The following is an 11921-nucleotide window of genomic DNA, read 5'->3' on the forward strand; positions in this document are numbered from 1 at the left end:
CCCACGGCGCACGACTCTCAATTACCTGCCCCGGGCAACACCCCGTAGGAGCGGATTTATCCGCGAAAGCCGCGATGCGTTATGCCTGATGCACTGCAGCGGCCCTTCGCGGATGAATCCGCTCCTACGCGGGTCGGGCCTGACGGGTGCAATACAGGGTTGGCTCAATCCAAAAAAAAGCGGCGCTACCTGATGGCAGCGCCGCTTTTTCATTGCCCAGTCATCAGCCCTCGGCAGCTTCTTTCACGGCCTGACGCGCAGCGCGTTCAGTGGCAGCGATGAAGCCATCGACATCCCCCTGGGTCATCACCGTGGACAAGAACGCCTTGCCGGTCTTGGCAATGTGGTAGCCCTCCAGCACCAGGTTGCGCTGCAAGCGTGTTACCCACTTGGCCTCCTCTTTGTTGGAGTAGCCACTGCGGTAGTCACGAATGTCGCGCTGGTGACCGAACACCATGAACATCGACGAAAAGCCGGTGACCTGGCCGGGGAAACCGGCCTTGGCGAACGCCTCGGTGACACCCGCGCGCAGGCGATCACCCAGCACGTCCAGGCGGTCGGACTCGGCCTGGGTGTACAGGTCCAGGCACACCTTGCCCGCCGTCATGGTGATCGGGTTGGCGGTAAAGGTCCCGCTCCACGGCAGCAGCGGCTTGCCTTCGCGGTGGTCGAACACCTGCATGAACCTGCGCAGGCCGGCCACGGCGCCTACCGGGAAACCACCGCCGATGATCTTCGCCAGCACGGTCAGGTCGGGCTTGATGTTGAAACGGGTCTGGGCACCGCCGCGGTGGACGCGGAAGGTGATCACTTCATCGAGGATAAACACCGCGCCAATCTCGGTCGACACGCGGCGGATCATCTGGATAAACGCCTCGGTGACCGGGACGAAACCAAAGTAGCTCGGGGCCGGGTCGATCAGGATCGCGGCAATGGCATCGCGGTTGGCGAGGATAATGCGCTCGGCCGCCTCGACATCGTTGAACGGGATTACCACCACGTCGTTCTTGACGCCTTCAGGCACGCCCTTGGAATAGCCGATGGACTTGGGATCATCGCCCCAGTTCTCTGGCGATGAGTCCAGGCTCACTTCGGCGTAGTCGTACGAGCCGTGGTAAACGCCTTCGCATTTGACGATCTTCGAGCGGCCAGTAATGGCCCGCGCGGCCTTGATCGCGCACATCACCGCTTCGGAACCTGAGTTGGAGAAACGAATCCACTCAAAGCTCTCGGCGCGTTCGCACACGGTTTCGGCCAGGGCAACTTCGGGCTCGGTAGGCAAAGTGAAGGCTGTGCCCTTGGTGACCTGTTCCTGGATCGCCGCAACGATCGCCGGGTGGGCGTGGCCGTGGATCAAGGACGCGAAGTTGTTGAGCAAATCGAGTCGGCGCGTGCCATCGACGTCGGTGACATAGGCGCCCGAACCACTGCCGGCATACACCGGGAACGGTTCCTGCCAGGGCAGGATACGGGTGATGCCGCCGGGCATGACTTTGGTGGCGCGGTCGTAGAGGGCTTTGGATTGACTGTGGTTTTCAGGCCATTTTGCAGCGGGCATAGTGGTATTCCTTGAAGCTGTTTTAAGTACAGCGGGCAGGCCGGGTGTTAACGACGAAAGGGTTACAGATGGCGCTTGAACCACTCGACGGCAGCGCCGCTCGAGGCCTTGAATTCGCTCAGGTAAGGATCGAAATGCCCGCAGTTCAGCAGTACCAGGTGCTTGGGCTGCAGGGCCGTTTCGTAAGCCTTTAGCGCGGCATCCGGCACCGTGACGGTGTCTTTGAGAGCAACGATCAGTTGCAATGGCGTCGGGCTGATGCGATCGATGGCATAACCTGGCTCGTACTCGTTGAGCAGCTCGATGCTTTTGAGCGTCACTTCATTGCGCCAGGCCGGCGCCACGGTGTCGCCGCTCTGGGTGAAAAAGTCATAGCAGTCCTGGCCGGGCAAGGCGCAATCGGCTTTTGGATCTTCGGCCACCACCTCCATCAGCAACGGCTGCTCGCCGGCGTAACGGGCGGCGCGATCGGCCTCGAACGCTTCGATCAGCCCCGGCATCAGGTCGGGGCGCACGGCCATGCGCACGTCGCTGGAGCCACTGATGGCCGGCACCTGGGACGACACGCACTTGACCCGGCGATCGAACGCCGCTACCTGCAGCACATGGCCGCCGCTGTAGCTGGAGCCCCACACGCCGATGCGCGATGCATCGATGTTATCCAGGCTGCTGACGTAGGTGATTGCGTCGCGGTAGTCACGCACCTGCAATTGCGGGTCGGCCTCCTGGCGCGGCAGGCCTTCGCTGGCGCCGAAATTGCGGTTGTCGTACACCAGCACCGCAAAGCCGCCCTGCGCGAACACCTCGGCATAGCGGTCCAGGTACTGCTCCTTGACTGCGGTAAAGCCGTGGGCCATGACAATCGCCGGGTACGGGCCCGCCGCGCCGGTTGGCAGGTAAAGCCAGCCTTTCAAGGTCAGGCCGTCGGTGGTCTTGAAGCTGATATCACTGCGCATGAGCATCTCCTGCAATGGGCGAACCGGGCGTCACGCCGGTCCTTTTTCAGCAGATGTTGCAGGCGTGCAGGAACGGCGGACAGGTTCGCGGTGGCCAAACTTCTGTGCGCACCAGCCAATTGCATCGCTGGCCGTCAAAGCGTAGATAAATGGCCTCCGTCCACCTGTTTGGCGCCCCTTGCCGGTCCTACTATCGGTCCATGCCTTGTGCCATTGCGCAAGTCGCTCAGCGTCCCATACGACTGGAGAACCCCATGCTTGCCACCCAGCCCCACGCCCAAGAACATACCCTGACTAAACTGCGTGAAGTGCCTGCGGGCACCGCACCTGCGATCGTCAAGCAGATCATCGACGAAGACGGTGGCGTGATCATCAAAGGCCTGTTCAGCGCGCAGTTCGAGCGTTTCAATGCCGAGATGGACCCCATCGTCGCCGACTGGGCCTCGGGCAACAGCACCTGCCCCGAATGGATGCAGGAGTTCACCGGCAAAAAGACCAAGCGCGTGACCCAACTGATCCGCCGCAGCAAGACCTTTCGCGAGGAGATGTTGGACCATGACATTCTGCTGTCTTACATCGACACCATGATGCTGGAAACCAGCGACGCCTACTGGATGAACGCGGCGCAGATCATCGAGATCCAACCAGGCGAAAAGCTGCAATACCTGCACCGCGACCTGGAAAACTACCCAGTCTTCCGCAGCCTCGGCCCAGCGGGCCCGGAGGTCATGTGCAACTGCCTGGTCGCGCTGTCCGACTACACCGAGGAGATGGGTGCCACGCGCATCATCCCGGGTAGCCAGAGCTGGCCCGACTTCAACGACCGCGAGCGCATCGACAACACCCCGACCATCCCGGTGGTCATGGAAAAAGGCGACGCGTTCCTGTATTCCGGCAAGGTGGTACATGGCGGCGGTGCCAACATCTCCAACCGCCCGCGTCGGGCCCTGGCCTTGGCGTTCTGCCCCGGCTGGCTGGTGCCGGAAGAGGCCTACCCGTTCGCCGTCCCGCTGGAGATGGCTCGCACCCTGAGCAAGCGTGGCCAGCAACTGACAGGCTTCCGTTCGCAGCATAACGAGAAATTGGGCGGCGGCACCTTGTGGAGCCTGGATTACGTCGAGCTGGCCAAGGTGCTGGAACTGGACTGACCTCGTTGTCCAGACAAAGGAGATGATCATGGGGTTGTTCAAGGGGCGTACGGCATTGGCACACACTGTGGCCCAGGCACTGCGCCAGTTGCTGACCGGTCAGCGCGTGGGCCCTGTCGAAAGCGGCCAACTGCAGGTTTTCCCTGAGCTACCCGACCTGCTGGCGCAAGTGTCGCAGCGTTTGCACCAGCTGGAGGCACTTGAGCGCGACGTGCGCGCCACGCCCCCGCCGCCTTGTAGCGCTCAACAATTTGCGCAGCTACAGGCGCAATTGGCGCAGCGTGACAACGACCTGGCCGCCCTCAACGAGCAGCTGCGGCGCAGCGCCGATGAGCACCATGGCCTTGGCGCCCAACTGGCGCAAATGCAGGCCGAGGTGAACGTCTGGGCCCTCACCCAACGCACGCTCACCGAAGGCTGCTGGGACTTGCAGGTGTATCACGGCGATGCCAATCACGTGGACAACGTCATCACCTGGTCGGATCAGTTCCGTACCTTGATCGGCTACACGGCCGCCGATTTCGCCAACGACTGGGACAGCTTCCTGGGCGTTATCCACCCCGACGACAAGGCTCGCGCCCTCAAGGCATTGGGCGATCACCTGACCACTGCCGGCAACCCCGAGCCCTACATGATCGAGTACCGCATGCGCCACAAGACTCGCGGCCACCTGTGGTTCCGCGAGCGCGGGCGCTGCCTGTACAACGACAAGGGTGTGCTGGTGCGGGTGATTGGCGCGGTGCGCGACATCAGCGACGAACGCACCGCCATCGACCTGCGCGACCGCGAGCAGTCCGGCATGCGGGAAACCTACGCCAACATCGCCCAAGTCGCCAGCGTGATCAAAAGCGTCGCCGAGCAAACCAACCTGCTGGCCCTCAACGCGGCCATCGAAGCCGCCCGCGCCGGTGACCAGGGCCGCGGGTTCGCGGTGGTTGCCGATGAGGTGCGCAACCTCGCGCGGCGCACGCAGGACTCGGTCGGGCAGATCGAAAGCATGCTGCAGAATCGACACTAACGCCGGCGCCGTTCAGCCTGGCGCAAACAGTCCCGACGACCGCGACGTGTACCACTACGATGCGCCGTACCAACTCATCCACGCCAACCTGCGCCGCTTTGGCGAACGTCCCTTGATCGATATACACCTCGAAGTGGGTGCCAACCACGCCCGCAGCGCGGGGGTATGAGGCTGACACCTGGACGACTGACTGAACCTTCAGGCCACCCGCCCGCCCCCATCGACATGCAGCACCGTAGCGTTGATGAACCCATTGCCCATCATCGCCAACGCCGCATCGGCCAGTTCATCGGCCTGCCCTACCCGGCCGACCGGCAAGCCTGCCGCCACGCTGTCGAACAAGCCCTGCCGATCGCTGGCGCCAAGGAAGGCCCAAGTGGGCGTATCGACCACGCCTGGGGATACGACGTTCACCCGCACCGGCTTCAGTTCCAAGGCCAAGGTCATGGCAAAGCCTTCCAGCGCGGCGTTCAACGAGGCCACGATCGAGGCGCCCGGGGCCGGGCGATAAGCTGCAAGGCCCGAGAAAAACGTGATGGAGCCAGTTTTCGCCAGGTGCGGCGCAGCATATTTGGCGGCATAGAATGGCCCCCAGAATTTCGACACCAGCATCGCTTGAACCTGCGCAGTGGTCAGTTCCAGCACCGGCGCGAAGGTCAGCTCTGCGGCGGTGCTGACCAGGTGATCAAACCCACCGATGCGCTCGAAGGCCTGCTTCACCGCGGCTTCATCGCCCAGGTCGAAGGCCGCCACGCTGACTGCCGCGCCAAGCCGATCGGCCACGGCCTGCAATTTGGCTTCGTTGCGCCCGGCAATCACCACGTGGCCTCCCAGGTTCACTATCTTTTGCGCCAATGCCAGGCCCATACCGGACCCGCCACCGAGGATCACAACTTTTTTGCCTTGGTAAGTCATAGGTTTCTCCACTTGCGATTGAATGGGCCAGGCCCGTTATGCGTTTTCCAGCGGGGCGCTACGGGCGGCGCTTGCGCGCTGCACCAGCAGCACCGCTAGCGCCACTGCCGAGATGAGCGCGGCGACAATGCCCAGGTAGCTCAGGCCCAGGTGATCAATGACCCAGCCACCCCCCAGCGAGCCCAGCACAATGCCCAAATTGAAGCCGGCGATATTCAAGCCCGAAGCGATGTCACCACTTTGGGGGGCCACGGCCTGCGCGACCTCGATAATGCGTGACTGGAACACCGACACGGCGGCGAAGGCGACGATGCCCAGGGCAGCGACGATGACGGTCATGGCCAGGGCTGAATGTGACAGGCCGGTCAGCGCCAGTAGCGTTGCGATCAGTACCAGCGCGACGCACAGCGAAGCCGAGATCGAGCCGATTCGGTCACGCAGCGCCCCACCCAGCAGGTTGCCTGCAATGGCTGCAGCGCCGAACACCAGCAACGCGATGCTCACCCAAGCGTCGGCCATTCCCGTGACCTGGGTCAGGAAGGCTGCGATGTAGGTGTAAACGGTAAACACCGCGGTGTACGTCAGTACCGTCACGCCCACCACCCCAAGCAACGCCCGGTGGGTGACCACCTTCAACCAGGCTGCCAACGACACCGACTGCCCGCTGGGTTTGTCATAAGGCACGCTGCGGGCCAGCAAGGCCACGCCAATCAATGCGGCGACGGCGACCGCCAGCAGCACCAGGCGCCAGCCAACCTGCACGCCCAGATAGGCACCCAATGGCACGCCCGCCACCAGGGCGATGGTCAGCCCGCTGAACACCATGGCCACGGCGCCGCCCGACTTGCGGCTATCAACCAATTGCGCCGCAGTGCTGGCGGCAACGGCTAGAAACACCCCATGGGTCATGCCGGCAATCAAGCGGGCGAAGCTGACCACCTGCAGGGTAGGCGCCAGGTACATCGCCACGTGTGCGATGGCAAACACAGACAGCGTACCGACCAGCAGGTGCTTGCGTGAAAGGCCTGCACTCAAGGCCGTCAGGAAGGCCCCGCCCAAGGTCACGCCCAGTGCATACAAGGTGACGGTTTGACCGACCTGCGCTGCGCTCGCGGAAAAATCCGCGCTCATCACCGGCGCCAGGCCAATGACCACGAACTCACTGAGGCCCAGGGCAAAGGCACACAGTGCACAGGCATAAATAACAAATGGCATACGATTCTCCCGGCCAGACAACTGCGTTTGGCTTGACTGGGAACAAGAGTATGCTTACCTAAATCGCACAAGTAGACCCTAAAAAGAGAACCAGTCTTACACCATGGCAAAGCTAAACCTACTTGATGGCATCCCCGAATTTGTCGCCACGGCGCAAACCGGTAGCTTCAGCGCGGCGGCCAAATTGCTCGATACCTCTGTGGCGAACACCAGCCGCAAGGTGGGAGCGCTGGAACGCCGCCTGGAACAGCAACTGCTGCAGCGCACCGCGCGGGGGTGCGTGCTGAACGAGGCCGGCCAACAGTTCTACAAGCAATGCCGCGCCTTGTTGGACGGGTTGGAGGAGGCTCACGATGAAGTGCGCCTGGGCCGTTCCGAGCTCAAAGGCAGCATCAAGGTCAGCCTGGCCGGGCATTTTGCCGAAACCACGCTGCTGCCCCTGCTGGCCGAATTTGCCGAGGCCTTCCCGCGCATTCAGCTGTTCATCAATGTGATCGCCCGCAATGTCGACCTGGTGAGTGAAGGCGTGGACCTTAGCATTCGCCTGGGCCCGCTGGTGGATTCGAACCTGATCGCCAAGCGCTTGATCACCTTCCCCGGGCGCACCCTGATTGCCCCTCGCTTATTGGAACGCCTGGGCCCCCTCAATGACCCAAGGGCCCTTCAGCCAGAACAGTGTTTATCGTTGCTAGGCCGAGCGTGGCATTTCAAAAAAGGCGCGCTGAGCCACCACCTGCTGCCGGGCGGGCGCCTGGGCAGCGACAACGGCCTGGCCTTGGTCGCCGCCGCCAGCCGAGGCCTGGGCATCATCCAGGTACCCAGTTACTACGGCACGCCAGAGCTTGAACGCGGCGACCTGGTGACGCTGTTCCCGCAATGGGACTCGGGGGATGAGTTCGCGTTTTACCTGGTGTTCCCCCCTACCCGCTACATCCCCGCACGGGTGCGTGCCCTGGCGGATTTTCTGACGCAGCGCCTGGCCTAGGGCGCCAAGCAAGACGCGCCTTCATTGCACCATAAAACATGGGATGTTAGGATCTATTAACCCTTCGCATCCTGTCAGGACAACCGTCGTGAACGATCCTCTGCACCACCACTTTAAAGGGGTATTGGAAGCCCTTGGGGAATACCCGGACCGCGAAGGATTGCTCGATACACCCCAGCGCGCCGCCAAGGCGATGCGCTACCTGTGCCGCGGGTACCAGCAAAACCTGGACACCCTGGTCAATGGTGCACTGTTCAGCGCCGCCAGCGATGAGATGATTATCGTGCGGGACATTGAGCTGTATTCGTTGTGCGAGCATCACTTGCTGCCATTCATTGGCAAGGCTCACGTGGCGTACATCCCCACAGGCAAGGTGCTGGGGCTGTCCAAAGTCGCGCGCATCGTCGACATGTATGCCCGCCGCCTGCAGATCCAGGAAAACCTGACCCAGCAAATCGCCGAGGCCGTTCGTGACGTCACCGGCGCGGCCGGCGTGGGCGTGGTGATCGAAGCCCAGCACATGTGCATGATGATGCGCGGCGTCGAGAAACAGAACTCGCAGATGATGACCTCGGTGATGCTCGGCTCGTTTCGGTCATCGAGCACCGTGCGCCAAGAGTTCCTCCAATTGATTCGTCGGAGCTGAAGCCATGCCAACACTCATCTCAAGCCTGGCCAGGCTTGAAATCAACAACCTGAGCATGCGCGGCTACATCGGCGTGCATGAAGATGAAATGCGTTATAAACAGGAACTGCGCATCAGCCTGAGCCTGGTGTACGACGCCGGGCAAGCTATCGCCAACAACGATGTGGATGCCGCCGTGGACTACCAGCGCGTGGTCGATGCGCTGATGCCCCACGTCGAGAACGAACGCTTTGCCCTGCTGGAGCGGCTGGCCCAGGAGCTGCTGAACAAGGTGATGGATTTTCACGCCATCCGCTTTGCCCGCATCAAAGTCGAACGCCTGCTGGCCCTGCGCTTTACCGAGTCGGTGGCCGTCAGCCTGACCGCACGCAGAAGCTGACGAGCGACTCGGGTATACTGGCAAACATGGGATCTGCGGATCTATCGCTTATCAGGAATCAATCGAACCATGGAAAACCCGGTCAATACCCCTGTCCAGCGCCGTTCGCTGGTTGAATCGACCATCGATGCCATTCGCGGCCTGATCGACAAGCGTGTGTGGAAAGTGGGCGAATGCATCCCCAAGGAAGCCGAACTGGTGGAGCAGTTCCAAGTGGGCCGAAACACCATCCGTGAAGCCATCCGGGTACTGTCCCACTCCGGCATGCTGGAGGTGCGCCAGGGTGACGGCACCTACGTGCGCCGCGAACTGGACCCGGCCGAAACGGTGAACAAGCTCAACCGCTCAGGGCTGCGCGATCATATTGAATTGCAGTGCCTGTTGGAGTCCGAAGCGGCGCGCTTTGCCGCGCGCAGGCGCACCGCCCAAGACATCACCCGCCTTGAAAAAGCCCTGGTAAACCGCGGCGAATATTCGGTAGACGGTGACCTGGATGGCTTTCTGGAGCGTGATCGCAACTTCCATGTCGCGATCGCCACGGCCTCGCACAACGACGCTTTGCAGGCCCTGTACGCTTATTTCAACGCCTCGATCCACAGCCATACCAAGAGTATTTTCTCCGACGTCGAGTTGCCCGAACCCAGCTTGCAAGACCACGTGGCCATCGTCCAAGCCATTGTGGCCGGTGATGAAGAAGCCGCTGCGCTGGCAGCGCGCAACATGCTTAACCCGCTGATCGAGAAGCTCGATGAACTGCTGGGCTCACGCCGTGGCAACGCCAAGTTCATGAACCGCATCGGCGCGACGTTCTGGAAATAATGGTTCAAAGAAACCACTTGAAAATGATATTCGGGGAGATGCGCTCATAGCGCTCACCCTGAATCTCATAATGATGCGTCTCCACCCGCACCCCCAACTGAAACGCCCCCGCCTTGTCGACATGCCACAGCACTTCGGGCCGAGTGAAGTATTCGGTACCGTTATGGTCGGTGCCGTTGATCAACGACAGCAGCGTGAAGTTGAACTGCTGGCCAGCGATCTCCCAGGGTTTGGAGATCAGGTACGAGCGCCATAACCAGTTGGCGCTGTTGTAGTTGGTGTTACGGCGCAGCAAGCCCGACTCAAAATAGTTGAACCCAGGTACATTGAAGTTCAGCGACAGCCCATAGTTGCGCGACCGGAAGTCCGCGTAGCTGGCCCGTTCCCAACGGGCGATCAATGACACGTCGCTGATGGGCCCATAAGCGAAAGACTTGCCGGTCATCTTGCTCAGGCTCAGGCGCGGGTTGGCCACCAGCAGGTTTTGCGAATCGGTTTTGGAGCCGAACGAACCGGCGCCCTCCCCACCCACGTCGTCGCCTTGGTAAAGCTCGGCATCCAGGTAGATATCACCGTACTTGAACGTACTGAAGTGCTCGAACTGGTAGGTGGTCAGGTCTTTGTCGGTGGTACCGGTACCCAGGATCGGGTCGGCCTTGGACTGGTTGGTGTGCATCACGCTGACCACGTTGATATTGAAGTCATCGGCCAGGCAAGGGGTGGCAACGCTGCTCATGACAGCGGCGGACAACAGCATTTTATTCATGGCATATCTCGTTTGTTGTTTTTATCAAGACGCACGTTTTCATCGCTTGCGCGGGTGCGCAAACGCCAGGCAACAGCAGGGCGTACCGCCGACATTGGGTCAGCGGCAGGTTGAATCAGATCGTTGGAAAAAGGGCGCCTTGCGGCGCCCCTGAATGCTTAGTGATGCGCGGCCCGCGCCACCTTGTGGTGGTGGCCAGGGATGCGATGGATGACAGCGCGTGGCGGTTGCACCTGCAACGAGCTTTTATGAATGACCCCGTCCTTCATCACCAGGGCGATCTTGTCCGGGTCCTGCAATACGCGGATGTCGGCCAGTGGGTTGCCGGTAACCAGCATCAGGTCGGCCAGGTAGCCCTCCTTGATTTGCCCCAGCTCCGTGCCCTGTTGCATGATCTGGCCGCCATAACGGGTTGCCGCCACCAACGCTTCCATGTTGGTCATGCCCAGGTAGGTGGTGAAGTACTCAAGGTCCATGGCGTTGGTGCCGTGGGGCATCCAGGCAAAACCATAGTCCCCGCCGGGCAACACGCGGATACCGCGCTTGTGCATTTTCTGCAGGGTTTCGCAGGCCGCTTCCAGCTCGCGCTTGTAGCCCATTTTCTCGGCGATTTGCGGGGTAATGCCGTATTCAGAGGCGTTGTAGGTGGTGCGGATCAGCCAGGCAAGGCCGGGGGCAACAAAATGCTTCTCCTTGTTGGCCTCCAGCATGTCCAGTGCCTCTTCATCGGCAAAGCTTGCGTGGTAGATCATTTCAATGCCATAGCGCACGCACTGTTTGACCGACTCGGCCGACCGCGCATGGGCGGCAACGCGCTTGCCGAAACGCTTGGCCTCGGACACCAGCATGGCGATCTCCTCCTCCGCGAAGGGCGAGGTTTCGGCCGCGATGCCGGCAATGTATTCGCCAGAAAGATTGATTTTAAGATGGTCCACGCCGTACTTGATAAAGGTGCGTACGGTTTTGCGAATCTCTTCGGGGCCACAGCACAGGGCGCCAAAGTTGAGTTCGGGGAACGGCAGGTGCGGCAGGGTATTGTCGCCCAGCGCGCCGATGGTGGTGACTTCCTGGCTACCGGCCAGGTAGCGGGGGCCGGGAAATTGCCCGGCGTTGATCGCGTTGCGCAACACCACGTCCAGCCGCGCCTTGGCGGCAGCGGCGCCGATGCAGGAGGTCCAGCCCATGTCCAGGTAACGCTTGGCAACGCCCACGCACCACAGGATATGCTCCTCGGGTGGCATCATCTGAATGGCTGACAGCGAGGGTTGGTCGTTCCAGGAAAAGTGCGTGTGGGCCTCGGTCATGCCGGGCATCATGAACGCGCCTTTGCCGTCCACGGTTTGCGCATCCAGGTCATGCAGCTTGGCGGTGCCGCGCAAGATCCGGGTGATGCGGTTGTTCTCCACCAGCACGCTGCCTTTGAAAGGCTTGTCGCCGCCGGCATCGAAAATAGTGACGTTCGTGAATGCAATCTTATTGTTATGCATCTGTATTCTCCGCAGTCTGTCTGGGTTGC

The 11921-nt window shown here is 61.4% G+C and carries 12 protein-coding genes and 2 pseudogenes; 8 read left to right on the forward strand and 6 right to left on the reverse strand.

Going from position 1 to position 11921, the window contains the following annotated elements:
• Window positions 1–223: 223 nt before the first annotated feature.
• Both L9B60_RS29245 and L9B60_RS29250 read right to left on the reverse strand, forming a co-directional pair.
• Window positions 224–1558 carry an aspartate aminotransferase family protein gene (locus L9B60_RS29245; RefSeq protein ID WP_249674633.1) on the reverse strand — a complete coding sequence of 445 codons (1335 nt, stop codon included), beginning with the start codon at window positions 1556–1558 and terminating at the stop codon, window positions 224–226.
• 62 nt (window positions 1559–1620) lie between these two features.
• A complete protein-coding gene (locus L9B60_RS29250) occupies window positions 1621–2514 on the reverse strand; it encodes an alpha/beta hydrolase (RefSeq protein WP_249674635.1) in 894 nt (297 codons plus the stop codon).
• A gap of 254 nt (window positions 2515–2768) precedes the next feature.
• Here L9B60_RS29250 and L9B60_RS29255 point away from each other — a divergent pair, with 254 nt between their 5' ends.
• The 4 genes and pseudogenes from L9B60_RS29255 to L9B60_RS30525 all read left to right on the forward strand — a co-directional run bounded on the left by L9B60_RS29255 (window position 2769) and on the right by L9B60_RS30525 (window position 4849).
• Entirely contained in the window at window positions 2769–3662 is an 894-nt protein-coding gene (locus L9B60_RS29255; protein ID WP_249674636.1) for a phytanoyl-CoA dioxygenase family protein, read from the forward strand.
• A gap of 364 nt (window positions 3663–4026) precedes the next feature.
• A pseudogene (locus L9B60_RS29260) lies at window positions 4027–4419 on the forward strand (PAS domain-containing protein); the annotation flags it as partial.
• A pseudogene (locus L9B60_RS30520) lies at window positions 4420–4668 on the forward strand (methyl-accepting chemotaxis protein); the annotation flags it as partial.
• Window positions 4669–4726: 58 nt separating this feature from the next.
• On the forward strand, window positions 4727–4849 hold the full coding sequence (locus L9B60_RS30525; RefSeq protein ID WP_283780545.1) for a hypothetical protein: 123 nt from the start codon (window positions 4727–4729) through the stop codon (window positions 4847–4849).
• 29 nt (window positions 4850–4878) lie between these two features.
• Here L9B60_RS30525 and L9B60_RS29270 read toward each other — a convergent pair whose 3' ends face one another.
• Window positions 4879–5595, reverse strand: coding sequence for an SDR family oxidoreductase (locus L9B60_RS29270; RefSeq protein ID WP_249674637.1), 717 nt, complete (start codon window positions 5593–5595; stop codon window positions 4879–4881).
• 36 nt (window positions 5596–5631) lie between these two features.
• Entirely contained in the window at window positions 5632–6810 is a 1179-nt protein-coding gene (locus L9B60_RS29275) for an MFS transporter (RefSeq protein WP_249674639.1), read from the reverse strand.
• Between the two features lie 103 nt (window positions 6811–6913).
• Between L9B60_RS29275 and L9B60_RS29280 the strand changes: the two genes are divergently transcribed.
• From L9B60_RS29280 to L9B60_RS29295, 4 genes are all read left to right on the forward strand, one after another.
• Window positions 6914–7795: a LysR family transcriptional regulator gene (locus tag L9B60_RS29280; protein ID WP_249674640.1), complete on the forward strand. Its 882-nt coding sequence runs from the start codon at window positions 6914–6916 to the stop codon at window positions 7793–7795.
• Window positions 7796–7895: 100 nt separating this feature from the next.
• On the forward strand, window positions 7896–8441 hold the full coding sequence (gene folE, locus L9B60_RS29285) for a GTP cyclohydrolase I FolE (RefSeq protein ID WP_438866162.1): 546 nt from the start codon (window positions 7896–7898) through the stop codon (window positions 8439–8441).
• Window positions 8442–8445: 4 nt separating this feature from the next.
• Entirely contained in the window at window positions 8446–8820 is a 375-nt protein-coding gene (locus tag L9B60_RS29290) for a FolB domain-containing protein (RefSeq protein ID WP_249674643.1), read from the forward strand.
• Between the two features lie 69 nt (window positions 8821–8889).
• Window positions 8890–9639 (forward strand): FadR/GntR family transcriptional regulator, encoded by a 750-nt coding sequence (locus L9B60_RS29295; RefSeq protein ID WP_249674644.1) that lies wholly within the window; start codon window positions 8890–8892, stop codon window positions 9637–9639.
• A 4-nt stretch (window positions 9640–9643) separates the two neighbouring features.
• Here L9B60_RS29295 and L9B60_RS29300 read toward each other — a convergent pair whose 3' ends face one another.
• Together L9B60_RS29300 and L9B60_RS29305 are read right to left on the reverse strand one after the other, a co-directional pair.
• Entirely contained in the window at window positions 9644–10405 is a 762-nt protein-coding gene (locus tag L9B60_RS29300; protein ID WP_249674645.1) for a hypothetical protein, read from the reverse strand.
• Window positions 10406–10563: 158 nt separating this feature from the next.
• On the reverse strand, window positions 10564–11892 hold the full coding sequence (locus L9B60_RS29305; RefSeq protein ID WP_249674649.1) for a metal-dependent hydrolase family protein: 1329 nt from the start codon (window positions 11890–11892) through the stop codon (window positions 10564–10566).
• Window positions 11893–11921 lie beyond the last annotated feature (29 nt).

This window comes from Pseudomonas abieticivorans (assembly GCF_023509015.1).
Lineage (GTDB): Bacteria > Pseudomonadota > Gammaproteobacteria > Pseudomonadales > Pseudomonadaceae > Aquipseudomonas > Aquipseudomonas abieticivorans.

Coding starts and splice junctions, on each gene's coding strand:
- L9B60_RS29245 (WP_249674633.1), bottom strand. CDS start 1,558: ATGCCCGCTGCAAAATGGCCTGAAAACCACAGTCAATCCAAAGCCCTC.
- L9B60_RS29250 (WP_249674635.1), bottom strand. CDS start 2,514: ATGCGCAGTGATATCAGCTTCAAGACCACCGACGGCCTGACCTTGAAA.
- L9B60_RS29255 (WP_249674636.1), top strand. CDS start 2,769: ATGCTTGCCACCCAGCCCCACGCCCAAGAACATACCCTGACTAAACTG.
- L9B60_RS29270 (WP_249674637.1), bottom strand. CDS start 5,595: ATGACTTACCAAGGCAAAAAAGTTGTGATCCTCGGTGGCGGGTCCGGT.
- L9B60_RS29275 (WP_249674639.1), bottom strand. CDS start 6,810: ATGCCATTTGTTATTTATGCCTGTGCACTGTGTGCCTTTGCCCTGGGC.
- L9B60_RS29280 (WP_249674640.1), top strand. CDS start 6,914: ATGGCAAAGCTAAACCTACTTGATGGCATCCCCGAATTTGTCGCCACG.
- L9B60_RS29290 (WP_249674643.1), top strand. CDS start 8,446: ATGCCAACACTCATCTCAAGCCTGGCCAGGCTTGAAATCAACAACCTG.
- L9B60_RS29295 (WP_249674644.1), top strand. CDS start 8,890: ATGGAAAACCCGGTCAATACCCCTGTCCAGCGCCGTTCGCTGGTTGAA.
- L9B60_RS29300 (WP_249674645.1), bottom strand. CDS start 10,405: ATGAATAAAATGCTGTTGTCCGCCGCTGTCATGAGCAGCGTTGCCACC.
- L9B60_RS29305 (WP_249674649.1), bottom strand. CDS start 11,892: ATGCATAACAATAAGATTGCATTCACGAACGTCACTATTTTCGATGCC.